13 protein-coding genes are annotated in these 26,734 nt (G+C 70.3%); 3 read left to right on the top strand and 10 right to left on the bottom strand.

Annotated features, from left to right (window positions below):
* Positions 1-22: 22 nt before the first annotated feature.
* From gspG to GGR66_RS12340, 6 genes are all read right to left on the bottom strand, one after another.
* The gene (gene gspG, locus GGR66_RS12315) at positions 23-460 is read right to left on the bottom strand and encodes a type II secretion system major pseudopilin GspG (RefSeq protein ID WP_048492274.1); all 438 of its coding nucleotides are present in this window, start codon (positions 458-460) and stop codon (positions 23-25) included.
* Between the two features lie 557 nt (positions 461-1,017).
* Positions 1,018-2,232 carry a type II secretion system F family protein gene (locus tag GGR66_RS12320; protein ID WP_160970274.1) on the bottom strand — a complete coding sequence of 405 codons (1,215 nt, stop codon included), beginning with the start codon at positions 2,230-2,232 and terminating at the stop codon, positions 1,018-1,020.
* A 121-nt stretch (positions 2,233-2,353) separates the two neighbouring features.
* Complete coding sequence (gspE, locus tag GGR66_RS12325; RefSeq protein WP_184448414.1) at positions 2,354-4,084, bottom strand: type II secretion system ATPase GspE; 1,731 nt, start codon at positions 4,082-4,084, stop codon at positions 2,354-2,356.
* Between the two features lie 281 nt (positions 4,085-4,365).
* Entirely contained in the window at positions 4,366-6,261 is a 1,896-nt protein-coding gene (locus GGR66_RS12330; RefSeq protein ID WP_160970270.1) for a S8 family peptidase, read from the bottom strand.
* Between the two features lie 156 nt (positions 6,262-6,417).
* Entirely contained in the window at positions 6,418-13,404 is a 6,987-nt protein-coding gene (locus tag GGR66_RS12335) for an ESPR-type extended signal peptide-containing protein (protein ID WP_184448415.1), read from the bottom strand.
* 1,072 nt (positions 13,405-14,476) lie between these two features.
* Positions 14,477-15,712, bottom strand: a complete 1,236-nt coding sequence (locus GGR66_RS12340) for a hypothetical protein (protein WP_255421673.1) — start codon at positions 15,710-15,712, stop codon at positions 14,477-14,479.
* Between the two features lie 20 nt (positions 15,713-15,732).
* On the opposite strand from GGR66_RS12340, the gene GGR66_RS12345 reads away from it, so the two are divergent.
* Positions 15,733-18,354 carry a methyl-accepting chemotaxis protein gene (locus tag GGR66_RS12345; RefSeq protein WP_184448416.1) on the top strand — a complete coding sequence of 874 codons (2,622 nt, stop codon included), beginning with the start codon at positions 15,733-15,735 and terminating at the stop codon, positions 18,352-18,354.
* Between the two features lie 330 nt (positions 18,355-18,684).
* Here the strand turns inward: GGR66_RS12345 and purL are convergent, their stop codons facing one another.
* The 3 genes from purL to xerD all read right to left on the bottom strand — a co-directional run bounded on the left by purL (position 18,685) and on the right by xerD (position 24,992).
* A complete protein-coding gene (gene purL, locus GGR66_RS12350; RefSeq protein WP_184448417.1) occupies positions 18,685-22,773 on the bottom strand; it encodes a phosphoribosylformylglycinamidine synthase in 4,089 nt (1,362 codons plus the stop codon).
* A gap of 337 nt (positions 22,774-23,110) precedes the next feature.
* On the bottom strand, positions 23,111-23,917 hold the full coding sequence (locus GGR66_RS12355; protein ID WP_160970262.1) for a DsbC family protein: 807 nt from the start codon (positions 23,915-23,917) through the stop codon (positions 23,111-23,113).
* Positions 23,918-24,017: 100 nt separating this feature from the next.
* A complete protein-coding gene (gene xerD, locus GGR66_RS12360; RefSeq protein WP_184448418.1) occupies positions 24,018-24,992 on the bottom strand; it encodes a site-specific tyrosine recombinase XerD in 975 nt (324 codons plus the stop codon).
* Positions 24,993-25,009: 17 nt separating this feature from the next.
* Here xerD and GGR66_RS12365 point away from each other — a divergent pair, with 17 nt between their 5' ends.
* Both GGR66_RS12365 and GGR66_RS12370 read left to right on the top strand, forming a co-directional pair.
* Positions 25,010-25,201 carry a hypothetical protein gene (locus tag GGR66_RS12365; RefSeq protein ID WP_184448419.1) on the top strand — a complete coding sequence of 64 codons (192 nt, stop codon included), beginning with the start codon at positions 25,010-25,012 and terminating at the stop codon, positions 25,199-25,201.
* 9 nt (positions 25,202-25,210) lie between these two features.
* Positions 25,211-25,687 (top strand): RDD family protein, encoded by a 477-nt coding sequence (locus GGR66_RS12370; protein WP_184448420.1) that lies wholly within the window; start codon positions 25,211-25,213, stop codon positions 25,685-25,687.
* Positions 25,688-25,968: 281 nt separating this feature from the next.
* On the opposite strand, the gene GGR66_RS12375 is transcribed toward GGR66_RS12370, so the two are convergent.
* Positions 25,969-26,643: a class I SAM-dependent methyltransferase gene (locus GGR66_RS12375; RefSeq protein WP_221236415.1), complete on the bottom strand. Its 675-nt coding sequence runs from the start codon at positions 26,641-26,643 to the stop codon at positions 25,969-25,971.
* Positions 26,644-26,734: the final 91 nt, after the last annotated feature.

Below are 26,734 nucleotides of genomic sequence, written 5' to 3' on the forward strand. Positions count from 1 at the left end.
GGGCCCGGATCACGGCGCCGGATCACTCGTACTTGATGTCGGCGTCGTAACTGCTGCCGCCGGGCTGGCCGTCCTTGCCCAGGCTGATCAGGTCGAACGGACGGCCTTCGCCGGGCACCTTGTACTCGATCGGGTGGCCCCACGGGTCGTTCAGTTCCGCCGGCTTGGCGTACGGGCCGAGCCAGCCGCTGACGCCGCCCGGCGCGGTGACCAGGTCGTCGAGCTTGGACGGCAGCTTGCCGGTATCGAGCTGGTAGTTGTCGATCTTGCCGGCCATGGTCTGGATCTGCGACTTGGCCAGGTTGGCCTTGCCGCGATCGGCGCCGCCGAGCACGCGGCTGCCGACCAGGGTCAGCACCGCGCCGATCAGCACGATGACGATGATGATTTCCAGCAGGCTCATGCCCGCCTGGCGTGCGGCGGACGGGGAACGGGTGAGGGAGCGGCGGAGAGTGCGCATTGCATGGATCCTTGCGGTGGAAGACCTATGTAGCCGAACACGGTGACGATGGCAGCCGGCGCCGGCCGGCGGTACAGCGGCGCGTCACGCACGCCGTCACACCTGGCGGCGGAGGATCCGTGCCGCGCGCACGCACGGCCGCGGCCGGCATGCGCGGCGCCGCTGGCAATGGGACAGGGACGGCGGCGGAAGGTTCCCGGCCGGAAACGCGCGGCGTCACAGTCCGCGAGGGCCGCCCGAGGCCCGGCCGTGGCCGGGCGTTCGGCGCCACATGCGCGATGGCGCGCCGCGCGGACGCACCAGGCAAGGCCGCTGCCGCCCATGGCGTCGCATTGCCGGCTCCGGATAGACCGGCCCGGCCATCCATGGCCGGGCGTTCGGCCATGCGCGAACCGGTGGTTCGCAAGCGCATGGCCTCCTTCGATTCATTCGGCCGCTGCGCCAGACGCACGCGCGGCCATCCATGGCGCAACATCACGGGCGCCGGAACCACCGGCCCGGCCATCTCTGGCCGGGCGTTCGGCGCCACATGCGCCATGGCGCATAAGCGTGGCGCCTCACCCAATCGCATTGGTGAGGTCGTAGAGGGGGACGAGGACGGAGATGATCACCAGGCCGACCACCGAGGCCAGGACCAGGGTGATCGCCGGCACCATCGCCGCCAGCAGGCGGTCGATGGCCTGGGCGGTCTCCTGCTCGAAGGTGTCGGCGGTCTTCAGCAGCATGATGTCGAGGGCGCCCGATTCCTCGCCGACCTGGATCATCTGCAGCGCCAGGCGCGGGAAGCGCTTGCCCTTGGACAGCGACGCCGACAGCCCGTGGCCGTTCTTGACGTCGTCGGCAGCGGCGCCGACGTCCGCCGTCAGCGCCAGGTTCGACAGCACGTTGCGGGAGATGCCCAGCGCCGCCAGCAACGGCACGCCGTTGCGCAGCAGGGTGCCGAGGGTGCGGGTCAGGCGCGCCGTCTCCAGTCGCGAAATCAGCACGCCGACGAAGCGCTGGCGCAGCAGCCAGGCGTCGAAACTGGCGCGGAATGCGGGGTCGCGGCGCTTGCGGTCCACCGCCAGGAGGGTCACCCCGGGCACCACCAGCAGCACGATCCACCAGTCGCGCACGAACAGGCCCACGCTCAACACCGCCTGGGTGAACCAAGGCAGGGCCACGTCCAGGCTCTCGTACATCTGCGCGAACTGCGGCACCACGTAGCCGAGCAGGAACAGCAGCGCGCAGCCGACCACGCTGACCAGGATCGCCGGGTAGATCAGCGCGTTGATCACCCGTCCGCGCAGTTCGCGGCTGCGCTCGAGGTACTCGGCCAGGCGCTGCAGGGTGTCGTGCAGGCTGCCGCCGGCCTCGCCGGCGCGCACCATGTTGATGTACAGGCGCGAGAACAACCCGTGCTGGCGCTCCAGCGCGGTGGACAGCGGCGCACCGCCGCGCACCGCGTCGCGGATGTCGCCGACGGTGCGCTTGGAGCGTTCGTCCTCGGGCAGTTCGAGCAGGATCGACAGCGCGCGGTCCAGCGGCTGGCCGGCGCCGAGCAGGGTCGCCAGTTGCTGGGTGAACTGCACCAGCGCCGCGCCGTCGAACGGCTTGGGCCGGAACAGCCCGCGCAGCGAGGTGCCGCCGCCCTCGGCGGCGAGCCGGGCCTGCATCGGCATGTGCCCCTGCTCCTGCAGGCGCAGCGCCACCTCCGCCTCGCTGGCGGCTTCCATCTGCCCTTCCAGGACCTCGCCGTGCGAGTCCAGGGCCTTGTAGCGATAGAGCGGCATCAGACGCGGGACCCGGGACCCGGGACCCGGAACCCGGAAAACAGCAATGCCGCATCGCGCGCGCGCCGACGCGACGCGCCGAACGAGCATGCGGGTGCGACGGACCTCCGCGGCAGCGACATCAGGTTTCCTCCGTCACGCGCAACACTTCCTCGATCGTGGTCTGGCCGCTGAGCGCCTTGGACAGGCCGTCCTCGTACATGGTGCGCATGCCGGCCTCGCGCGCCAGCTGCTCGATCTCGCCCATGCCGGCGTGGCGCATCACCGCGCGCCGCAGCGCGTCGTTCATCACCAGGAATTCCATGATCGTGGTGCGGCCGACGTAGCCGGTCGGCGCGATCGCCGAGGGCCGCGGGCGGTACAGGAAGATCTCGCCTTCCGGCTGCAGCCGGCGCAGTTCGAACTTCTCGATCTCCTCCGGCGAGGCCGCGTAGCGCTCGGCATGGGTCGGCTCCAGCCGCCGCACCAGGCGCTGGGCCAGGATGCCGTTGATGGTGGAGGTCAGCAGGTAGTCCTCCACACCCATGTCGAGCAGGCGGGTGATGCCGCCGGCGGCGTTGTTGGTGTGCAGGGTGGACAGCACCAGGTGGCCGGTCAGCGCGGACTGGATGGCGATGCGCGCCGTCTCCAGGTCGCGCATTTCGCCGATCATGATGATGTCCGGATCCTGACGCACGATGCTGCGCAGCGCATGCGAGAAATCCAGGCCGATCTGCGGCTTGGCCTGGATCTGGTTGATGCCCTCGATCTGGTATTCGACCGGGTCTTCGACGGTGATGATCTTGACGTCGGCGGTGTTGAGCTGGCTCAGCGCGGTGTACAGCGTGGTGGTCTTGCCCGAGCCGGTGGGGCCGGTGACCAGCAGGATGCCGTGCGGCTGCTCCAGCACCTTGCGGAACTGCGGCAGGAACGCGTCGGTGAAGCCGAGCCGGTGGAAGTCGAACACCACGGTCTCGCGGTCGAGCAGGCGCATCACCACGCTCTCGCCATGCGCAGTGGGCACGGTGCTCACGCGCAGGTCCAGTTCCTTGCCCTGCACCCGCAGCATGATGCGGCCGTCCTGCGGCAGGCGGCGCTCGGCGATGTTGAGCTTGGCCATGATCTTGACGCGGCTGATCACCGCCGCGGTCAGATTGGCCGGCGGGCTCTCGCCGTCGATCAGCACGCCGTCGACGCGGTAGCGCACCTTCAGCCGGCTCTCGAACGGTTCGATGTGGATGTCCGAGGCGCGCAGTTCCACCGCACGCTGGATCACCAGGTTGACCAGACGGATCACCGGCGCTTCGGAGGCCAGGTCGCGCAGGTGTTCGATGTCGTCGGCGGCGACGCTGTCGCCGTCGGCGGTTTCCACGATCGCGCCCATCGCGCTGCGGCCCTGGCCGAACCAGCGCTCGATCAGGTCGTCGATCTCCGAGCGCAGGCCGACCCGCGGCAGCACCTGCAGGCCGGTGGCCAGGCGCACCGCGTCGGCGGCATAGGCGTCGTGCGGATCGGCCATCCACAGTTCCAGCACGCCGTCGCGCTCGCCCAGCGGGCACACATGGAACTGCTTGAGGAAGCGCAGCGACAGCGGCTGCGCCTCGGGCAGGCTCTCCGGCGCGGTGGCCGGCAATTGCTTGGCATCGAGCAGCGGCAGGCCCAGGACCTCGGCGCTGAGTTCGGCGTGGTCGCGCTCGGAGACCAGGCCCAGGCGCGCCAGCAGCGCCAGCAGGCTGCCGCCGGATTCGCGCTGCAACTGCCGCGCGCGCGCCAGGTCGCCGTCCTTGAGCCGGCCCTTGGCCAGCAACGCCGCGATGATGCGGGTTTCGGGCGTCTCCACGGCGACGACAGTGTCCTTCACGAGCGCATTCACGCGATCCCTCCCAGATGACCGTGCGACTTTAGCAGTTCGGCATGACCCGACGCCGAATCCGACCCGCTCCCCTGCCGCTGTCTACCGGGCGGCCAGGAAGCGGGTGCAGGCAGGCCCGTCGCGGTCATCGGCCTGACATCCTGGCAGGACATGATGATAAGTTGCGTAGCGCACCATGGCGACCGCGGAGCAGGCCGCACGGCGCTGCCCCCCAGACGCAGGAAACCCGGCCGCAGCCGGGTTTCCTGGAACCGCATGGCGCTTCCCTGCGCCGCGTGCGCTTACTGGCGCGCGACCAGGCTCACGCCGTTGTAGGCGCTCTCGCCGACCAGCTTGATGTAGTAGGTGCCGGCCTGCGGCGCGGTGAAGCGCACCGTCTCGTTGTTGCCCGGACGGGTCGACTTGGCGTCGGCGTTGCCGGTACCCGGCTCCTTGCCGAAGCTGACATACAGCGACACGTTGCCGCTGCCGCCGTAGGTGAGGAAGCTCAGCACCGCACCGGCCTTGGCCTCGAAGCTGTACAGCACCTCGTTGCCCGCGGCACCGGCGAGGCCCGCCACCGCCACCTTGTTGGTCAGCGCGGTCGCCGGCGGCGCGCACTGCTCGGTGGCCGGATCGCACGGTTCTTCCAGCGCCTTGGCCAGGGCGGCCTTGGCGTCGACGATGCCGGTGCCGATCGGGGTGCTGGACGGGATCGACACCGGGAACGGACGCGCGGTCTGCTTGAGCAGGGTCTCCAGCGCCGCCGGGGTCAGCGGTGCCTTGCCCGCGGCGATCAGCGCGCTCTGCACCAGCGCACCGACCGCGGCCACGTGCGGCGAGGCCATCGAGGTGCCGCCCAGGCCCATGTAGGTGTAGCTGCCGGAGGTGGGCGTGGTCGCACCGTTGTACCCGTTCTGCCAGATGTAGCCGCCCGGGTTGCCGTCGACGCTGCCGCCGCCGCCCGGACCGGACAGGTCCACCTTGGCGCCGTAGTTGGAGTAGTAGGTGATGCCGCCGGTGATGCGGGTGGCGCCGACCGCGATCACGTTGTCGCAGCTGGCCGGGCTGAAGTTGGCGGCATTGGCGGTGCTGTTGCCGGCGGCCACCACCACGGTGGTACCGCGCGACACCGCACCGTTGATCGCCTCCTGGGTGGCGCTGTCGCAAGCGCCGCCGCCGCCCAGGCTCATGTTGATGACCTCGGCCGGGTTCTGGTTGGCCGGCACGCCGGACACGGTGCCGCCGGAGGCCCAGATGATGGCATCGGCGATGTCGGAGGTGTAGCCGCCGCACTTGCCGAGCACGCGCACCGGCAGCACGGTGGCGTTGGGCGCCACGCCGGCCATGCCGATGCCGTTGTTGGTGGCTTCGGCGACGGTGCCGGCGACGTGGCTGCCGTGCCAGGAGCTGTCCTCGGCCACCGAGCCGGCGTAGCACTCGTTGTCGTTCTCCACCCAGTCGCCGTAGTCCAGCGCGCCCGGCACGCGGGCGTCGGTCGGACGCCGCGAGGTCGCCGCGTCGGAGATGAAGTCGTAGCCCTGCAGCAGGTTCACCGCCACGTCCGGGTGGTTCGGCAGGATGCCGGTATCGAGCACCGCGACCACCACGCCGTCGCCCTTGGACACATCCCACGCGGCCGGCAGGTTGATGCCACCGGTGGCGTTGCTGTAGTGCCACTGGTACTGCGCGTACAGCGGATCGTTGGGCACCAGCTGAGGCTGCACCTGCGACGCGGCCCGCAGCACATCGACCGGGCGCAGCTTGGCGTCGACCTGCGCGTACTTCACCGTCGGGTCGGCGGCGATCTCCGCCACCACCTTGTCCAGGTCGGCCTTGCTCAGCTTGCCGGTCAGGCGGATCAGGTCCGCGCCGATGCCCAGGGTGCGCACGTACTCGGCGCGCACGCTGGCCGCGGCCGCGCGCGAGATGCCGTTGCCGCCGCCGAGGCTGGCGCGGCCCACCGCCGACTGCACGGTCGACAGCTTGGCGCTGCGGTCGCTGGCCGCGGCGGTGCCGGCGTTGTAGCGCACCAGGATGCGGTTGGAGGTCACCGCATCGGCCGGCGCGGACGTGCCCGGTTCCTTGACCGGCAGCGGCGCCGAAGCGCTGGCCGCGATCGCGCTCGAGGCTCCCAGTGACATCGCCAGCATGGCGGCGGCGATGGCATTGATACGAAGGTTTTGCTTGTCGATCACGTTGACGTCCTCTTCAAAGTTTCGTGGATCAGGCGACAGTTGCGGCCGTAAAACTCCCTCTACCGAATCCGTTGGCCGGCCCAGCCAAGGTCCTGTGGTCTGCCCCCTCAGGCCATTGCGTGGCGGACGGCGGCACGCGCCGCCGTCCGCGATGGATCACCAGCCGAAACCGGCACCGATGCCGATGGAGCTGTCGTCGCTGCTGAACGCACCGCCGATGGTCACGGTGGCGCGATCACTGAAGGCACGCTGGTAGCCCACCGACAGCGCCGACTCGCCGTTCTGGAAGCCGATGCCGGCGCCGACCCGGTTCTGGGTGCGGATGCCGGCGGCGCTGGTGGCCATGTTGAGCATGGCCGCGCTCATCGCGCCCTGGCGGTCGATGCGGCGGTCCTGGTCGCGCAACCGCGCATCGACGTCGCCGCGCAGCACCTCGAAGCTGTCGGCCATGGTGCCGAAGCGCGCATCGGTGTACGACTTGGCGGTAGCCACGCCGTTGTCGAGCTGGCTCTTGTTGACCGCATCGGTAGCCTGGGTGCCGGCGGCGACGTTGGCGAGCTGGCGCTCGTTGCCGGCGCTGCCGATCGAGACCGTCTGCGCACGATCGGCCACCGAACCCTGCCCCAACGCGACCGCACCCTGCGCCGTGGCGCTGGCGCCCTGGCCGAGGGCGGTGCCCGAAGCCGCGCTGACGCTGGCGCCCTCGCCCATCGCCACCGCATTGGTCGCCACCGCCGCGATATGGCTGTTGGCGCCCACCGCGGTGCTGCCGTCGGCATTGACCTTGGCGTTGCTGCCGATCGCGGTGTCGTTGGGGCCATGCGCATACGCGCTGCCGCCGATGGCGGTGCCGGTGACGTCGTTGGCGCGCGCGGCGGTCCCCACCGCCGTGGCACTGGAGGCCACCGCCACGTTTTCGCCGACCTGCGCAGTGCCGATGCTTCCGGACACCGGCGTCGCCGCTGCTGCAGTGGCAGCCGTCGCTGCCGACGCCGCAGGCGCAGCCTCGGCCTGCACGGCCACCGCACTGGTACCGACCATGCGTGCGCTGCGTGCCGCGGTGGCGCTGCCGCCGCTGCGCGCATCCAGTTCGCTGACCTTGCCATCCAGCGCTGCCAGCGCCGCGCCGACGTTGTTGTAGCTGGCACCCTGGATCACGTAGGTCGGCGCCACGAACAGGCCTTGCGCACCGAGCCCGGCACCGCCGCCCAGGAACGTGGCCATGTTGCTCAGCGACTGGTACAGCTGCCCGCCGTTGATCGCCTCGGTGCTGCCGGCGGCAAGGCTGCCGGCGGTCAGGTTGACGATGCGCCGGGTGGCCGGGCCGCCGCGGCCGTTGCCGCTGCCCAGCGACACGGTGTCGGCCTCGTACACGCGCGAGCCGGCGCCGAGCGCGACTGCGTTGTCCGCCGAGACGCCGGCATTGGCGCCGAGCGCGACGCCGTTGCTGCCGCTGTTGCGGACGAAGCTGTTGTAGCCCATCGCCACGCCGTTCTCGCCGATCGCGTTGGTCTGCAGGCCGATCGCGGTGCTGCGCGCACCGGTCGCCGAGCTGCCGGCACCGTTGGCGGTGGCACCGGCGCCGGCGGCGACGCTGCCCACGCCCAGCGCGGAACTGCGCAGGCCGCTGGCGGTAGCGCCGGCACCGGCCGCGGTGCTGTCCACGCCGCTGGCGCTGGCCACCGCGGTGCCGGAACTCTGGAAGCGCGCACTGGTGTCGCCGGCGGCCGTGGCCACCGCATCCAACTGCGCCTTGTTCACCGCATCGTTGGCGTTGACCGCGGCACCGACATTGGTGATGCGGCGCGTCGCCGGTGCGCTGACCCCGTTGCCGCCACCCACCGACACCACGTTGGCTTCGCTGGTGCGCGCGCCCGAGCCCAGGGCGACGCTGCCGGCGCCGCTGGCCGACGCGTTGATGCCCAGCGCCGTGGCATTGGTGCCGCCGAAGGCGAAGGCGTTCTGGCCGATCGCGGTGCCGCCCTGCGCCGTGGCCCAGGCGAACTGGCCGACCGAGGTGGTCTGCGCCGCCGTGGCCCAGGCCGAGGCACCGAGCGCGGTCGCATCTTCGCCGGTGGCGCGGGCGCTATTGCCCAGCGCCGACGCATAGGCACCGGACGCGGTGCTGCCCCACCCCAGCGCCGAGGCGTAGTTGCCTGCCGCCGCCGCACCGTAGCCGAACGCGCTGGTGCGGGTGCCGCTGGCGGCGCTGAAGGCACCGACCGCGGTGCTGTAGTCGCTGCTGGCGGCAGCCTTGTAGCCGTCGGCAGTGGCCTGCAGTCCGCTGGCGATGGCACCGGCGCCGCTGGCGCTGCTGAACGTGCCGCTGGCCTGCGCCCCCGCGCCCAGCGCGGTGGCGCCGGCGGCGCTGGCGGTGGTGGTGCCGTCGAGCAGCACGTTGCCCGACGCATCGGTGTAGTACAGCGAGCCGCCGATCGCGGTGCTGGATTCGCCGGTGGCCGTGGCGTTGTAGCCGGACGCGGTGGCGTAGCGGGCACCGGCCAGCGCACCGCTGCCGAACGCCGAGGCGCCGGTGCCGTAGGCGTTGCTGGCCTCGCCGGCGGCGGTGGCGTAATTGCCTTCCACGTAGCTGCCGACATCGTCGGCCGGATCGCTGCCGCCGCTGGCCTTGAACTGCTTGCCGGTGGCATCGGCGGACTGCTTCACCGCGTCGAGCTGGGCGACGTTGACCGCGTCGGTGGCCTCGGTACCGGCGGCGACGCTGGTGATCTGCCGCTCGTTGCCGGCACTGCCCACCGAGACGGTGTTGTCGCGCGCCGCCTCGGAGTTCGCCCCCAGGGCCACGCTGTTGACGCCGGACGCGTACGCGCCGTAGCCGAAGGCGCTGGCGCTGTCGGCGCTGGCGTAGCTGAGGCTGCCGAGCGCACTGCTGAAGTCCGCGGTGGCGCCGGCGCCGGCGCCGAACGCCGCGCTGTTGGCGCCCGAGGCCTCGGCCGGAATCAGGCCGAAGAACGAGGTGCCGCCGACCGCCACGCTCTCCTCGCCGGAGGCCACGCTGTACTCGCCCACGGCCACGCTGCCGCTGCCGGAGGCGGTGGAGGACACGCCGACCGCGGTGCCGTAGCTGCCGGATGCCAGCGCGCCATAGCCCAGTGCCGAGGACAGATAGCCGGTGGCCTCGCTGTAGCCGCCCAGCGCGGTGCCGCCGGTGCCCGAGGCGGTGCTGCGGAAGCCGGTCGCCGTGGCCTGGTTGTCCGAGGCCACCGCTTCGTTGCCGGTGGCGGTGGCGTAGGTGCCGCTGGCCTGCGCACCGGCACCGCTGGCGGTGGCGCCGATCTCGCTGGCCTGGGCGTTGCTGCCGATGGCGATGCTGTTCTCGCCCGACGCCTGGCTGGTGTTGCCCAGCGCAACCGCGTCGACGCCGCTGGACACGGCGTTGAAGCCGATCGCGGTCGCCCCGGCAGCCACGGCATTGGCGCCGCCGCCGAGCGCGGTGGCACCGTCGCCGGTGGCATTGGCCGCCTCGCCGGCGGCCAGCGCGTTGTCGCCGTCGACCAGCGCACCGGCATCGCTGTCGGCGCTGCCGCTGGCCTGGAAGTACTTGCTGGTCGTCGCCGCCGCCTGCTTCACCGCATCCAGCTGTGCGACGTTGACCGCGTCGGTGGCTTCGGTGCCGGCGGCGACGTTGGTGATCTGCCGTTCCTGCCCGGCACTGCCCACCGACACGCTGTAGGCGCGGTCGGCAACCGCCCCGGCACCCAGCGCCACCGCATTGGCGGCGGTGGCTTCGCTACCGGCACCGATGCTGATCGCGCTTTCGGCGTCGGCCACGGTGTTGGTGCCGATGGCGATGGTATTGACCTGGTTGCCCAGCGCCTGGAAGCCCATCGCCACGCTGTAGTTGCCGTAGCCGAAGGCGCCGCGGCCGACCGCGGTGGCGCTCAGACCCGGCGCCCAGCTGTTGAAGCCGATCGAGGTGGCGCCGCTGCCGCTGGCCCATGCACCGGTACCGAAGGCCGACGCATTGGCGCCGGTGGCCCAGGCCGAGGCACCGAACGCCGAGGCGCCGTCGGCAGTGGCCCAGGCATAGGCGCCGACCGCACTGGCGTCCTCGCCGCTGGCCCAGGCGTTGTCGCCCTGCGCCAGGCTGTAGTTGCCGGTCGCGCGCGCCTTGTAGCCGCCGGCGGTGCTGTGGTCGCCGGTGGCCTGCGCACCGTAGCCGGTGGCGGTGGCGACGCTGCCGGTGGCCTGCGCGCCCGCACCGAGTGCGGTGGCGTTCTCGCCTGCATTGGCGCCGACCAGCACCGGCTTGCCGTCGGCATCGACGATCGGCTGGTTGTACTGGTCGTAGGCCTGGCCGCGGCCGCCGATCGCGGTGCCGCCCGTGCCACTGGCGCTGCTGCCGTTGCCCAGCGCCACCGCGTCGTCGCCCATCGCCGCCGCGCCGCTACCGAACGCCGCCGCGCCGCTGCCGTAGGCATTGGCCGCATCGCCGGCGGCCAGCGCGCCCTCGCCGTCGGCATAGGCGCCGACCGCGCCGCCGCCGTGCGCGAAGAACTTGGAGGTGTCTTCGGCGGTGGCGCGCACGGCATCCAGCTGCGCGAGGTTGACCGCATCGGTGGACTGCGTGCCCGCGGCGACGTTGACGACCTGCCGCTCGCTGCCGGCATCGCCGACCGACACCGTATTGGCCCGGCGCGCCACCGCGTTGGCGCCCAGCGCCACGCTGTCGGCGGCCAGCGCGGTGCTGTAGTAGCCGACCGCGGTGCTGTTGGCGCCGCTGGCCCAGGACTGCGCGCCCAGCGCGCTGGCGAAGGCGCCCGGCGCATAGGCGAAGTAGCCCAGCGCGGTGCTCTGCAGGCCCGAGGCTTCGGTCATGCTGCCGTTGGCGGTGGCGTAGTTGCCCGAAGCGATGGCACCGGCGCCGAACGCGGCCGCATTGGTGCCGCTGGCCTGGGTCTGCACGAACAGGCCCAGACCCGGGATCAGGTCGGCCGGACCGCCGACCGCGACGCTGCTGGTGCCGGTGGCCGCGCTCTGCGTGCCGACCGCCGTGGCGTAATCGCCGGTGGCATTGGCCACTGCGCCGAAGGCCGCCGCCTGCGCACCGCCGGCGTAGGCGCCCACGCCCACCGCCGAAGCGGCGAAACCGCTGGCGTCGGCGCTGGCGCCCAGCGCGGTGCCGCCGACCCCGGCGCTGGTGGCGCCGGTGTCCACCGCCACCCCGCTCTTGGTGATCAGCGGCTCGCCGTTGGCATCCACCGCCACCCCGCCCACCGCTACCGCCGCCGGCCCGGTGGCCTGCGCGTTGGTGCCGAAGGCGGCGCTGTTCTGCCCGGCCGCGACCGCGCCGCTGCCCACTGCGGTCGCCCCGTTGTTGAGCGCATCGGCACCGGCGCCGAGCGCGGTGCTGCCGTTGCCGATGGCATTGGCGGCCTCGCCGGCGGCCAGCGCGTCGTCGCCTTCGACGTAGGCGCCGGCATCGCTGCTGGCACTGCCGCTGGCCTGGAAGTACTTGCCGGTGGTGGCCGCGGCCTGCTTCACCGCGTCCAGTTGCGCCACGTTGACCGCATCGGTGCCCTCGGTGCCGGCGGCGACGTTGGCGATCTGCCGCTCCTTGCCGGCAGTGCCGACCGAGACGGTATTGGCGCGATCGGCGACCGTGCCCTGGCCAAGCGCGACGCTGCCGCTGGCGGCGGCCTTGGCGCCGTAGCCCAGCGCGGTGGAATCGTCGGCCTGCGCCCAGGACGCGGCGCCGAACGCGGCGCTGGAGGCGCCGTCGGCCGAACTCAGCCAGCCGACCGAGGTGGAGAAGGCGCCATTGGCCCAGGCACCGGCGCCGAACGCGCTGCCGCCCTCGCCCTGCGCCTCGGTGGTGAACAGGCCGAGCACGCTGCCACCGACAGCGGTACTGGACGCGCCGCTGGCCAGGCTCGAATAGCCCAGCGCCACGGCGTTGCCGCCGCTGGCGTTGGCGCCGTAGCCGACCGCGGAAGCGAAGTCGCCACCGGCCTGGCTGAAGCCACCGTTGGCGGTCGCGGCCAGCCCGGTGGCCGCGGCGGAAAAGCCGGTGGCGGTGCTCTGCAGGCCGTCGGCGCGCGCCGCCGTGCCCAGTGCGGTGGAGAACGCACCATTGGCCTGCGCGCCGGCGCCAAATGCGCTAGCGCCCTGCTCGGCCGCGGTGGTGGTGCCTTCCAGCTGCACCTGGCCGTTCTCGTCGACGATCGACAGCGCACCGCCGACCGCGGTCGCCGAGGCGCCGACGGCGGTGGCGTTGCTGCCGACCGCGGTGGCATTGCCGCCCAGGGTGGTGGCGCCGCTGCCGAGCGCGCTGGCGCCGTTGCCGATGGCGTTGGCGCCTTCGCCGGCGGCGATCGCATTGGCGCCCTCGACGTAGGCACCGGCATCGCTGGCGTCGCTGCCGCTGGACTGGAAGTACTTGGCGGTGGTGTCGGCGGTCTGCTTGACCGCGTCCAGCTGCGCCACGTTGACCGCGTCGGTGGCTTCGGTGCCGGCGGCCACGTGGGTGATCTGGCGTTCGCTGCCGGCCTTGCCGACCGAGACGCTGTCGTCGCGGTCGGCCACCGCATCGGCGCCCAGCGCCACGCTGTTGCGGCCTTGCGCGACCGCGCTGTTGCCCAGCGCGGTGCTGTTGAAGCCGCTGGCGCTGGAGAAGCCGCCGACCGCGGTGGCGTACTCGCCCGTCGCGTCGGCCGCCACGCCGACCGCGGCGCTGGCGGCACCGGAGGCGATGCTCTCGGCGCCGAGCGCGGTCGCGCCATCGCCGCTGGCGGTGCTGTAGTAGCCGAGCGCGCTGGCCTCCACGCCGCTGGCTTCGCTGAGCGTGCCGCTGGCGACGCTGCCGTCGCCGCTGGCATTGCTGGCCGCGCCGGTCGCGGTGCTCTGCGCGCCGCTGGCGTTGCTCTCGGCGCCGACCGCGGTGGCGTACTCGCCGCTGGCGCTGGCGTTGTCGCCGATCTGCAGGGCCTGCGCCTGGGCGCTGGTGGGAAGGGCGCCGGCGCCCAGCGCCAGGGCGATCGCGCCGGCCAGGGCCAGGCCGTGTGCGCGTGCGGCGCGGCGGTCGCGGACGACGGCGCCGCGCGCATCGCCGCTGGCCAGTTCCGATGCCACGACCCACATCCCCAGTGCGTTGTTCCAGACCTTGCGATAAATCCGATTCATCGACGACTGCTCCTCAATTCGGCTGGTTTTGGTCAAAAAGCCACCCTCGCCCGGCGTTCCGGCCGGCCGACCCCCTGTCGGTTTTTGGTGCCGCACGTCCCTTACCGGGACGCGAGAGGCTCACGCCTGTCGCTGCTCGGAGCTGTAGATGAACCGAGGTGGAATGCGGAACTGACTCGAGTGTTAACTTGGCCTCGGAATTACGTCAAGTTTTTGACTTGATGCGACACGAGTCGTGACAAAAGCCGCGAATTCAGCCTTGTTTCGTTAATTTTTCGACAAATATCAATAAAAACAATCAGGTTTCGTCAATTTTTCGGCACGCACCTTGCCATTCTTGACATGCCGCCTTTCCGGCGATTTCTTTTTCTGTCAAGGACTTGACGCAAAGAGGTGGTAAGTACGCCCTCGGGCCGCCGACGCATGCCGAAGGTCGCACCAGACGGACGCGGATGGAGTCGATTGCGCGAAATGCGGCTCCCGCGATCGCGCGAGGAGAACCTGGAGCGCAGGCGACGACGCGTGCCGTGATTCGGCCCCAGCTCGAGAGCCGCGGATCGTTCGGCAGGACGGTGTTGGTTTGCGCACGGCGCAGACGGCGCAGGCATGCAGGGGCGTCGCCACGGCGATCAGCCGAGAGAGATGGTCAGACGCGCAACGCCTTTGCAGGAGCGGTCTCAGCCGCGACCACGCCCCCTCAGCACAGGCGGGCAGGCTGCATCGAGGAATCTCCTCGCGCACAAAACGACCGCATGCGGTCCCTCAGGCGCAGTGGCCAGCCTGGGCAATTCCCGCGTCGGCAGCTGCGGTGCCGCCCGCTCCGACACATGCGGACGTGACAGCACGCGCTGTCGTAGCGCGTGCCCAGCGGCCGGCCTTGTTTGCGCCCGGCAGCCGCGACGTCGTTCGCCGCAGCTCGGGTCGGGCATCGTCCATGTGTGGCAAGCGTGGCAAAGAATTCCGCGCAAGACACCAGGCTCGCTGCTCCGCCATCAGATGGCACGGTGCCACAGCAACGACGTGGATCGAAACCGGAAGGTCTTCTTCTCCCAGGAACGCAACACGGCAACCGCTAGAAGTAGAACCCGATGTTGAGGTTGAACCGCGAGTGCCACCTGGACCGGTCGCCGTCGTCGATCGCGATACCGTCGCCGCCTGCGAACCACATGTTCCTGCCGGCGATCCAGTCCAGATAGGTCAGCATGACGCCCTTCTTGATGCTGCACCCGCTGACGTTCTGCGAGGACGAACGCAGGTCGGGCCGATCGTGGGTGGGCAGGGTCATGCTGAAGTTGTTGTAGCAGGTCACGTCGTCCAGCCAGCGCCCCTTGCCGAACGAATACGCGATGTTGGCGGTGGGGACATCGGCTTCGGCGGCGATCTCGAACGGCGCAAGGAACGCCGACATCGCGATGCGATCGCTCGGTACCGCGTAGCGATAGCGCGCCCACTGCACCTGGCTGGTCCAGCCGCCGCTGCTCCACTGCGCGTGCAGCGCCGCGGCGCGATGCCCGTAACGGCGGCGATCCTCGACATCGAGTATCTGCCCGGAAAACGCCGACGCGCCAAGCAGGAGGCTGCCGTGCGCCAGGTCGACGCGGTGTTCGTAGCGCACATTCAGCCGATGGTATTCGCGATAGGGATAGCGCGCCGTCTCGGCGACATCGAACGAATAGCGCGCCGTGCGCGCACCGTCACCGTATTCGTCGCCCGAGAACCAGCCGACGTGCACGGTGTCGTTGCCGTTGGTGCGCATGAGTACCACGCCCGGATCGTAGTCGTCCTCGATGCCGAGGTAGTAGCCGGACCCGAACCAGAAACTGTTGGAGGCGGTCGGCAACAGGCCGAACGGCACCTGCTGGATGCCGGCCTTCAGCACCGTGCGATCGTCGACGTTCCAGCCCACGAACGCATGATGCACCGCATTGAATCCGTCGTACCAACGCTGTTGCGCAGAGACGAAGAACGGACCGTCTCCCGCATTCAGGTCGACCCGCAGCAGTTCCAGATCGAGGCCATGCGTGGGGCCGTAATCCAGCCAGCCGTAGTTGAAACGGACCGCTCCGCCGAGCTTGAAGTAGGTCTCGGTGTTCTGAGTGTCCTGTGCGCATACATTACCGCTTAAGGCAGCGGCCAGCACGAATAAAAGCCCGGAACGAAAGGACATGAGCGTGACCGCCTCCCTGGTGGTTGTCGCCAGACCAGTATCGGCCACGGCAGGCCCAGCATGAGCATGAAAACGGAGATCAAGTTTGGCGCGGGGACGTCGATACCTCAGCGCAGCGGTGTGCCCAGCAGGGTCGCCCATCATCCACAACGGGAGCAGCAATGAGCAGGACCCTCGTCCGCCGTCACAGCGTCGCCAGTCGTTTGATGATCGGCACCGGCATCATCGCCCTGCTGTGTTTCGGCATGACCGCCGCCATCACCTATTGGCGCAGCAGCCATGCCTTGCTCGACGCGTCGCATGCCATGCTGCGCGAAGCGGCGCGCCACGAGGCGAGCGAGATCTCCTCGGACATCGGCTCGGCCTTCGACGCCGGCGCGACCCTGGCCAACACCTTTCGCATCCAGCGCGGCGCCAACGGCGTGAGCCGGGACTCGGCCGCCGCCGTGCTGCATGAGCAGCTGCGTCTTCACAAGCGCTGGCTGGGGATCAGCACGCTATGGGAGCCGAACGCATTCGATGGACACGATGCCGCCAATGTCGACGCGCCCTTCCACGATGCGACCGGGCGCTTCATGGTGTACTGGTCGTACCAGAAGGGCGAGCTAGTGCGCGAGGCGCTGCACAGCTACGACAAGCCCGGCGAGGGCGACTGGTACCTCGCGGCGCGCAACAGCCACGCGCCGGTGGTGATCGAGCCCTACTACTACCCGGTGGCCGGCGTCGACACGCTGATGACCACCTTGAGCACGCCGGTGATGGACGGCGACAAGTTCCTGGGCACGGTCAACATCACCATGTCGCTGGATGCGCTGCAGAAACGCGTGGCGTCGCTGCATCCGCTGGACGTGGGCCAGGCGATGCTGCTGTCGCCGACCGGCGCGGTGATGGCCAGCGCCGATGCCAAGCAGGTGGGCAAGACGCTGTCCGATGCCCGCACCCAGGCCATGCTGGCAAACGTGCGCGCGGGACAGATCAGCAGCGACGAGGCCATGGTGGCCGGAGAGGACTGGTTGCGCGTGTTCGTGCCGATGCGCCTGGGCCAGGCGCCGCAGGTATTCGCGCTCGGCATCATGGTGCCCAAGCACCACGTGATGGCGCAGGCCCGCACCTTGCTGTGGGTCATCCTGGCGGTGGGGCTGTTCTCGGCCGCGTTGCTGGGCGTGTCGCTGTACCTGTTGCTGCGGCGGCAGGTGCTGGCGCCGCTTGCCGACGCGGTCAAGGTCTCCGCGGCAGTGTCCTCGGGCGAATTGAACAGCCGCATCGAACCGCGCCGCATGGACGAAATGGGGCAGCTGCTGCAGTCGATGGGCAGCATGCAGGCCCAGTTGCGCGCGGTGATGGACGCGCAGGACGACATGGCCAGCCGGCACGATGCCGGCGAGATGAGCTATCGCATGGATGCGGCGCGCTTCCCCGGCGAGTACGGCCGCATGGTGGCCGGCACCAACGACCTGGTCGATGCGCATGTGCAGGTGCAGCGCGAGTTGGTGGCGGTCATGTCGCGCTACGCCGTGGGCGATATGCAGCCCGACATGCGCGCCTTGCCCGGCGAGAAGGCGGCGCTCAGCGATGCGATGGCGGCGACCAAGCGCAATCTGCAGGCGATCAACCGGCAGATCCTCGCCCTGGCGCAGGCCGCCGCGGCCGGCAACTTCGCCACCCGCGGCGATGCGCAGGCGTTCGACCACGATTTCCGCGGGATGGTGGAAGGGTTGAACAACCTGATGCAGACCACCGACACCAACCTGGCGGAGGTGTCGCGGTTGCTGCAGGCGATCGCCACCGGCGACCTCACCGTGCGCATGAACGGCGAGTTCCGCGGCGTGTTCGCGCAGATGCGCGACGACGCCAATGCCACGGCCAGCCAGCTGGCGCAGATCGTCGGCAGCATCCAGACCTCGGCCGCATCGATCAAGGGTGCCGCCAGCGAGATCGCCGCCGGCAACCAGGACCTGTCGCAGCGCACCGAGCAGCAGGCCGCCAACCTGGAAGAAACCGCCGCCTCGATGGAAGAACTCACCTCCACCGTCAAGCAGAATGCGGACGGCGCGCGTCAGGCCAATCAGCTCGCCATCGGCGCGGCCGGCGTGGCCGCGCAGGGTGGGCAGGTGGTGGACCAGGTCGTGGAGACCATGCGCGGCATCGAAGCCTCGTCCAGGAAGATCGCCGACATCATCTCCGTGATCGACGGCATCGCGTTCCAGACCAACATCCTGGCCTTGAACGCAGCGGTGGAAGCGGCGCGTGCCGGCGAACAGGGCCGCGGCTTCGCGGTCGTGGCCTCGGAAGTGCGCATGCTCGCGCAGCGCTCCTCCGGCGCGGCCAAGGAGATCAAGGACCTGATCGAAGACTCGGTGCAGCGCGTGGCCGAAGGCTCCACCCTGGTGCACAGCGCCGGCGCGACCATGAGCGAGGTGGTGGCCAGCGTGCAGCGGGTCACCGACATCATGGGCGAGATTTCCGCAGCGTCGCAGGAACAGTCGGCCGGCATCGCCCAGGTCAACCAGACCATCACCAACATGGACGAGACCACCCAGCAGAACGCCGCGTTGGTGGAAGAAGCCACCGCCGCCGCGCGCTCGCTCGAGGACCAGGCGGTGCAGCTCACCGAAGCGGTGGCGGTGTTCAAGCTCGATGCCGCGCATGCGGCCGCGCGGCAGGCGGTTCCAGGCCCGACGGCACCGCCAGCCAAGCGTCCGACGGCCGGCCGCCCTGCCGCGTCCCGGTTGCGCGCTGTCGTGACCACGCCCGACAGCGACAGCAGTTGGAAGGAGTTCTGAAACAGGCGCGGGCGCGCGGTCGGCGCCCGCATGGTCCAACAGTGCCTGGCCTGGCCAGGCACTACGCGGCCGGCCTGTCGGCCAGGCGGACGCAGCGCGCGCGATGCGCCATCGCCTGCCCGCATCGCGTCGCGTCGCACCTGGGTGCTGAAGGCACAGAGGCGGCGCCCCGATCGGCACCGCGTCCCTCGAACAAGGCCTGATGTCTCCAGCGCGCTGCAGCGTCGCCGTCGCAGGGTGCAAGCACCCCTGCGGCGGATGGCTGCCGCGACCGCCCCCGACCCGCCACGCCCGCCACGCCCGCCAGGGGCGGACGTGGCGCAGGGGCGCTCAGCCCACCCACACCCGTGCATTGCGGAACATGCGCAGCCACGGCGCCTCGTCCGGCCACTCGGCCGGATGCCAGCTGAGGTTGAGCGAGCGCAGAGTCCGCTCCGGATGCGGCATCAGGATGGTCACCCGGCCGTCGTCGCTGGTCAGGCCGGTGATGCCGTCGGGCGAGCCGTTCGGGTTCAGCGGGTACTGCGTGACGACGGCGCCATGGCCGTCGACGAAGCGCAGCGCCACGCGCGCGGCCGCCTGGTCCACCGCACTGTCGAATTCGGCGCGGCCTTCGCCGTGCGCCACCGCCACCGGGATCCGCGAACCGGCCATGCCGCGCAGGAAGATCGACGGCGACTCCACCACTTCCAGCAGGCTGGTGCGCGCCTCGAACTGCTCGCTGCGGTTGCGCAGGAAGCGCGGCCAGTGCTCGGCACCGGGGATGATGTCCTTGAGCTGGCTGAGCATCTGGCAGCCGTTGCACACGCCCAGGGCGAAGCTGTCGCTGCGCGCGAAGAACGCGGCGAAGGCATCGCGCAGCGCCGGCCGTTCCAGGATCGAGGTGGCCCAGCCGCGGCCGGCACCAAGCACGTCGCCGTAGCTGAAGCCACCGCAGGCGGCCAGGCCGACGAAGTCGGCCAGGTTCACGCGGCCGGCGATCAGGTCGCTCATGTGCACGTCGAAAGCACGGAAGCCGGCGCGCTCGAACGCATTGGCCATCTCGATCTGGCCGTTGACGCCCTGCTCGCGCAGGATCGCCACCTTCGGCCGCTGGCCGCTGGCGATGAACGGCGCGGCGATGTCCTCGGCCGGGTCGAAGGCCAGCTTCGGCTTCAGCCCGGGCGCGGCGAAGTCGCGCGCCAGCGCGCGTTCCTCGGCGGCACTGTCGGGGTTGTCGCGCAACGTCTGCATGGCGTGGGTGACCGACCACCAGGCATCGAACAGCTCGTCCCAACGCCATTCGGCCAGGGTCTTGCCGCCCAGGCCCACGCGCACCGCCGCGGCGGTGCTGGGTCGGGCGATGCGCTGCGCGCACTCGGTCAGCGCGTGGCGCTCGACCAGGTCGGCGAACGCGGCGCGGTCTTCCTTGGCGACCTGCACCACCGCGCCCAGTTCCTCGTTGAACAGGCTGCGGAAGGGATCGTCGCCCCAGGCATCGAGGGTGATGTCCAGGCCTTGCCGCGACGCGAACGCCATCTCGCACAGCGCGGCGAACGCGCCACCGTCGCTGCGGTCGTGATAGGCCAACAGCATGCCGGCCTCGCGCGCATCGCGGATCAGCTCGAAGAACGCGCGCAGCCGCTGCGGATCGTCCAGGTCCGGCACCGCGCCGCCGAAGGCCGGCAGCGCGCCGTCGCCATGCACCTGCGCCAGCACCGAACCGCCCAGGCGCTGCTTGCCGCCGCCTAGCCCGATCAGCCACAGCTCACTCTCGGCCTCGCGCGCCAGCAACGGCGTCAGCTGCGCCCGCGCATCGGCGACGGGTGCGAAGGCAGAGACGATGAGGGAGACGGGGGAGACGCTTTTGTGGGTTTCGCTGACGCCGGGAGTGGGGAGTGGAGATTCGGGATTGGCAACAGCACTGTCCGTGCCCGTCGACCCGCTTCCACCAATCCCCAATCCCGCTCGCTCTTCGACGGCCGCAGGCCGGCCATCCCGAATCCCGGCCACACCCCACTGCGCCTGCATCGACAGCGAGTCCTTGCCCACCGGGATGCTCAGGTCCAGCTGCGGGCACAGTTCCATGCCCACCGCCTTGACCGCGGCGTACAGGCGCGCATCCTCGCCGTCGTGGTTGGCCGCGGCCATCCAGTTCGCCGACAACTTGACCTGGTCCAGCGCCTGCACCGGCGCCGCGCACAGGTTGGTGATCGCTTCGCCCACCGCCATGCGCGCCGCTGCGGCGGCATCGAGCAGGGCCAGCGGGGTGCGCTCGCCGATCGCCATCGCTTCGCCGGCGTGGGTATCGAACCCGGCCAGGGTGATCGCGCAATCGGCCAGCGGCAGCTGCCAGGGGCCGATCATCTGCTCGCGCGCGGTCAGGCCGCCGACGCTGCGGTCGCCGATGGTGACCAGGAAGCTCTTCGCCGCCACGGTCGGATGGGCCAGCACGCGCAAACCCGCCTCGCGCAGGTCCAGCGCATCGGTGTCCAGTTCCGGCCAGCGCGGCGCCGGCGGCTGCCGGGCGTCGCGGTGCATCTTCGGCGGCTTGCCGAAGAGGACGTCCATCGGGAGATCGATGGGGTGCGGGGATTGGGGATTCGGAATTCGGGATTCGTGAGAAGCGGGGGAGCCGGCCGACGTCGTGCCGTTACCAATCCCCAATCCCGACTCCCCAATCCCGCCGCCGAGGACGCCATAGCCCACGACGAGCCGCTCCTCGGCGGTCGCCACACCGACAGCGGCAAACGGACAGCGCTCGCGTTCGCAGATCGCGGCGAATTCGGCCAGGCGCGCCTGCGGCACGCCGAGCACGTAGCGCTCCTGCGATTCGTTGCACCACAGCTGCATCGGCGACAGCGACGGGTCGTCGCTGGGCACGCGGTCGAGGTCGATGAGGCCGCCCACACCGGAGTCGTGCAGCAGTTCGGGAATGGCGTTGGACAGGCCGCCGGCGCCGACGTCGTGGAACCAGCGGATCGGGTTGTCCGTGCCCAGCGCCACGCAGCGATCGATGACCTCCTGCACGCGCCGCTCCATCTCCGGGTTGTCGCGCTGCACGCTGGCGAAATCCAGGTCCTCGGCGCTGTCGCCGGAGGCCACCGAACTGGCCGCGCCGCCGCCCAGGCCGATCAGCATCGCCGGCCCGCCGAGCACGATCACCGCATCGCCGGGCTGCAGCGGAATCTTCTCCACCTGCACGCGGTCGATCGCGCCCAGGCCGCCGGCCAGCATGATCGGTTTGTCGTAGGCGCGGGTCAGGTCCTGCGTCTCCGGCAGCTCGAAGCTGCGGAAATAGCCGAGCAGGTTGGGCCGGCCGAATTCGTTGTTGAACGCGGCGCCGCCGAGCGGGCCATCCAGCATGATTTCCAGCGCCGGCGCCATGCGCGGGTTCAGCGGACGCGCGCCCTCCCACGGCTGCGGCAGGTTCGGAATGCGCAGGTGCGAGACGCTGAAGCCGGTCAGGCCGGCCTTGGGCTTGCCGCCGCGGCCGGTGGCGCCCTCGTCGCGGATCTCGCCACCGGCGCCGGTGGAGGCGCCCGGGAACGGCGCGATCGCGGTCGGGTGGTTGTGGGTCTCGACCTTGATGCAGAACGCCGACGGCGTCACCGCCTCGCTGCGGTACTCGCCGCTGGCCGGATCCGGGCGGTAGCGCGCGGCCGGATGCCCTTCCACCACCGCCGCGTTGTCGCTGTACGCGCTGAGCGTGTGCTGCGGGGTCTGCTGGTGGGTGTGCTTGATCATCCGGAACAGCGAGCGGTCCTGCTCCTTGCCGTCGATGGTCCAGCTCGCGTTGAAGATCTTGTGCCGGCAGTGCTCGGAATTGGCCTGCGCGAACATCATCAGTTCCACATCGGCCGGGTCGCGGCCGAGCTCGCCGAAGCGCTGGCGCAGGTAGTCGATCTCGTCCTGGGCCAGGGCCAGGCCCAGCCGCGCGTTGGCCGCCTCCAACTGGTCCAGCGGGATACGCTCGACCTCGCCACGCGCCGGCGCCTGGAACAGCGCCTGCGCCTGCGCGGCGCCGTCCAGCAGCGACTGGGTCATCGGATCGTGCAGCAGCCTGGCCAGCGCGGCCTGGTCGGCCGGCGCCGCGGGCCAGCCGGCCAGGTCCAGGCGGGTACCGCGCTCGACCCGGCGGATCGCCAGGCCGGCACCGCGGACCAGTTCGGTGGCCTTGCTCGACCACGGCGAGCGCGTGCCCAGCCGCGGCACCACGTAGCGCGAGCAGGTGCCCGCTTCGGCCGGCGCCGGCGCGTCCTGCGCCTGCAGGATGCGGCGGGCCGCGACCAGGTCGAGCGCTGCGTCGGGTTCGCTGTCGAGAAAGTAGACGTGCCAGGCGCCGGCGATGCGCACGCCGGGGACGATGGACTGCAGGCGGGTTTCGAGCCGAGCGCGACGGAACGGCGAAAGGGCGGAAGCGCCCTCGAGGACGATCATGTCCGGGGAACCGTGTGAGGAAACGGGCTGGCTATTGTAAGCCGGGATTGGGGATTCGGGATTTGGGATTGGTAAAAGCGGCGTTTCGCGCGCGGATGCTCATCAGGCAACGCCATGAAGATGGCCTGTCCGTGGCGGGGTTGCGGCAACGGGAGCGGCAATGGCAGCGCCCCGCGCGGGCACGCTCGCTAGGGACGCACCGAAGGCGTCCTGATCGCAGGGGGCTTAGAGATTCAGGCTCCCGGCTCGGGATGCGGGACGACCACGCGTTGGAGTTCGCCGCAGCAGCGCTCCAGCGAATCCCCAATCCCGAATGCCGAATCCCCGTGCGCGGCCCTTAACGGCTTCCGCCAGCCTTCGCCGCTTCCGCCGCGCGCTTGTCCAGCGCTTCGCGCATCTTGGCCGGGGGCAGGTAGCCGCCGATCTGGGTGCCGTCCGGGGCGAAGATCGCCGGGGTGCCGTTGACGCCCAGGCGCTGGCCCAGGTTGTACTGCATGGTCACCGGGTTCTTGCAGTTGGTCGCGCCCGGCACCTTGCCGCTGCTCTTGGCCTCGGTCAGCGCCTGCTTCTTGTCCGCCGCGCACCACACCGCGACCATGTCCTTGTAGTCCTGGCTGCCCAGGCCCATGCGCGGGAACGCCAGGTATTCCACGGCGATGCCCTGCTTGTTGAGCTCGCCGATCTCGCTGTGCAGCTTGCGGCAGTAGCCGCATTCGATGTCGGTGAACACGCTGATGGTGTACTTGGGATTGGCCGGGGCGAAGACGATGCGATCGGCACGCGGCGCCGACTCCAGCAGCTTGCGGCGATAGCTCAGCAGGCCCTCGCTGGAGGTGAGCTGCTTTTCCTGGATGTCGAACGGCTGCGCCTGGAACAGATAGCGGCCGTCGTCGGACACGTACAGCACCTGCCCACCGACCACCACTTCGCGGAAGCCCGGGAACGGCGCTGCGCCGATGTAGTCGGGCTTGAAGTTGGGATCCAGCTGCAACAGCGCCGAACGCACGCGCTGCTCTCCCGGCGCGCCGCTGGCGGCGGGTGCGGACTTGGCCGAGGCGGCCGCACCGGCCGGAGGCGTGGTGGACTGTGCGCAGGCGGAGAGCGAAGCCGCGCCCAACAGCGCGCAAAAAGCAAAACGGAGCATTGGCGATCCATGAGGGCTGCGAATCGCCCGATTGTCGCACACCCCCCGGCACGGTCCATGTAGACAGGCTGAGCGGCCAGCGCAGGCGCTGCGGCGGCGCTCAACCGCGCGGATGATGCTTGCGGTGCAGGCTCTGCAGATGTTCGCGCGCGACCAGGGTGTAGATCTGGGTGGTGGACAGCGAACTGTGGCCGAGCAGCATCTGCAGCGCGCGCAGGTCGGCGCCGCGGTTGAGCAGATGCGTGGCGAAGCTGTGGCGCAGGCCGTGCGGGCTGATCCGCGCCGGATCGATCCCGGCCACCGCGGCATAACGCTTGACCAGCACCCAGAACTGCTGGCGTGTCAGCGCGCGCCGCGCGGCGTCGATGAACAGCGGCACCACGCCGTCGCTGGCCGGCACCGGCTGCCCGGCCGCCAGCGCCGGGCGCGCGCTGTCCAGGTAGCGCTGCAGCCAGTGCTGCGATTCCTCGCCCAGCGGCACCAGCCGCTCCTTGCTGCCCTTGCCGGTGACCCGCAGCACGCCCTGGCGCAGGTTCACCGCATTGGCCGGCAGGTTCACCAACTCGCTGACGCGCAGGCCGGCGGCGTACATCAGCTCGAGCATGGCGCGGTCGCGCAGCCCGGCCGGCGCGGTCGCGTCCGGCGCCGCCAGCAGCGCATCGATCTGGCTCTCGGCCAGCGCCTTGGGCAGCGAACGCGGCAGCCGCGGCGGCTCCAGCAGCGCGGTCGGATCGTCGCCGCGCTCGCCGCGGCGCACGCGCAGCGCGAAGAACGCGCGCAGCGACGACAGCCAGCGCGCATTGCTGCGCGGCGAATAACCCAACTCGGTGCGCCAGGCCAGATAGTCGAACAGCGCCTGCCGATCGGCACCGGCCAGGCCGCCACCGGCGCCGTCGCGCCAGCGCGCGAAGCCCTCCAGGTCGCGGCGGTAGCTGTCCAGGCTCTGCCGCGCCAGCCCCTGCTCGGCCCAGGCCGCATCCAGGAACTGCTGGATCGCCACCGCATCGGCCTCGCGCAGCGGCGCGAGCCATTGCGTCTGCTGACGGCGTTCGGCGGGGGAATGCAGGGAGGGCATGCGGGCGGGATTGGGGATTGGGGACTGGAGACTGGGACTGGGACTGGGACTGGGACTGGGACTGGGACTGGGACTGGGACTGGGAAAAGCCTAGCCACTTTGCCTGGGTGTGCAAGGTCGACGTGGCCGGGCAGCGCACCGGGATGGCGTGCGCCAGCAGCACCGCTGCGATGTGCACGGTCCACCGCAACGCGCGCGACTGGCTCTAAGCTGTGCCGATGAGCGCATCGCCTCCCGCTTCCGCCCCCCATCCACGCGCGCTGCTGCTGTGGCGGCTGCTGGCACTGTTCTACGACGCCTGGCCGGTGCTGGCGCTGTGGTTCGTGATCTCGGCGCTGTTTACGCTCGGCTACGCGCTGGAGGGCCATGCGCCGCGCGAGAACATCGCGCCGTTCAGCACCCTGCAGTGGCTGCTGTGGCTGTGCTGCTGGGTGGTGGCCGGCTTGTACGCGACGCTGAGCTGGCGTCGCGGCGGCCAGACCCTGGGCATGCGCCCGTGGCGGCTGCGCCTGCACGGCGCCGACGGCACCACACCGAGCTGGGGCGCGCTGTGGCGCCGCTATCTGGTCGGCACCGTGTCGTTGCTGCTGGGCGGGCTGGGGTTCTGGTGGGCGCTGGTCGATCGGGAGCGATTGACGTGGCATGACAGAGCCAGCGGCACCACTCTGACACGACTGCCGAAAGCCAAACCCTGATCCCAGCACATGGGCGCGCCAAATGCGCCTGCCGCGTCGTGATCTCTGTGGCGCGACATGACCGCATCAGCGGCACACGGCTGACGCGTCAGCCCAAAACGAAATCCTGACCGCACTGCGCCGGCGCGCGGCGGTGCGCCGACAACTTATACCCGTCAGTGCCGCAGCGGCGCGCCCGAAGACGCACGCGGCGTTGCACAACGCCGCCATGGCGCATGACCCGACCGAGAGAACCCGGCATGCCGCGCCTGCGCCAATGCGGTGACCAGCGCGACGGTTGGCTAAACCTTGGTTTGTCCGGTCACGACCCGCTCGATGACCGCCAACCTGACCCTGTCCTCGGGCGAGTCGCTGAGATTCAAGAATCCGTCGACGCCATGCTTCGTGCCGTTGCGGAAATCCTGGAACGTGTCCAGGATCCGGGTCGGGTAGCGCTCGAGATGCTGCGCGTCCTTCAGGAAGACGGTGACGCAGTCGTTCCATTGGTCCAGATACTGATTGCTGACGTAGGACTCGAGCAGCACCGCATCGATCTTGTTCCACTTCGCCCAAGTGACCAACGCCTGACCGGCATCCGGATAGAATCGCCAGCAATCGACCGGATATCGATGGAAATCGCCGTTCGACGGCGTATTCAGGTAGCACAGCCCACCCGGCTTGAGGACTCGCAGGATCTCCAGGAACACAACCCAGAACATTTCCGAATGTTCGAGGCAACTGCTCGACAGCACCATGTCGATGGAGGCATCGTCGAACGGAAGCGAATACGGCGAATCCAGCACGACATCGACGCCATCGCCACTGGCAAAATCCACACCGATGTACTCGAACTGCTCCGGCGTGACCTGGCGCAAGGTGCCGTTGAAATTCCTGGATCCGATCTCGACGACCTTGACGCTCGATTGACTCTTGAATGGCTCGGAGTAAGCGTCAAAAAAACGCTGGCCATTGCTCATTGCAGTGGGATGCATCGAAAACCCTTCCAGGTGGCAATTACACGATTTCAGCCTTCATCGAGCCGACGGACAACGCCGCTCGAAAGACCGC

The organism is Xanthomonas sp. 3498 (assembly GCF_014199795.1).
GTDB classification, from domain to species: Bacteria; Pseudomonadota; Gammaproteobacteria; order Xanthomonadales; family Xanthomonadaceae; genus Xanthomonas_A; species Xanthomonas_A rydalmerensis.

Coding starts and splice junctions, on each gene's coding strand:
- GGR66_RS12320 (WP_160970274.1), bottom strand. CDS start 2,232: ATGCCGCTCTATCGCTACAAGGCCCTGGACTCGCACGGCGAGGTCCTG.
- GGR66_RS12375 (WP_221236415.1), bottom strand. CDS start 26,643: ATGAGCAATGGCCAGCGTTTTTTTGACGCTTACTCCGAGCCATTCAAG.
- GGR66_RS12340 (WP_255421673.1), bottom strand. CDS start 15,712: ATGGGCGACCCTGCTGGGCACACCGCTGCGCTGAGGTATCGACGTCCC.
- gspG (WP_048492274.1), bottom strand. CDS start 460: ATGCGCACTCTCCGCCGCTCCCTCACCCGTTCCCCGTCCGCCGCACGC.
- GGR66_RS12355 (WP_160970262.1), bottom strand. CDS start 23,917: ATGCTCCGTTTTGCTTTTTGCGCGCTGTTGGGCGCGGCTTCGCTCTCC.
- GGR66_RS12335 (WP_184448415.1), bottom strand. CDS start 13,404: ATGAATCGGATTTATCGCAAGGTCTGGAACAACGCACTGGGGATGTGG.
- GGR66_RS12345 (WP_184448416.1), top strand. CDS start 15,733: ATGAGCAGGACCCTCGTCCGCCGTCACAGCGTCGCCAGTCGTTTGATG.
- xerD (WP_184448418.1), bottom strand. CDS start 24,992: ATGCCCTCCCTGCATTCCCCCGCCGAACGCCGTCAGCAGACGCAATGG.
- purL (WP_184448417.1), bottom strand. CDS start 22,773: ATGATCGTCCTCGAGGGCGCTTCCGCCCTTTCGCCGTTCCGTCGCGCT.
- GGR66_RS12370 (WP_184448420.1), top strand. CDS start 25,211: ATGAGCGCATCGCCTCCCGCTTCCGCCCCCCATCCACGCGCGCTGCTG.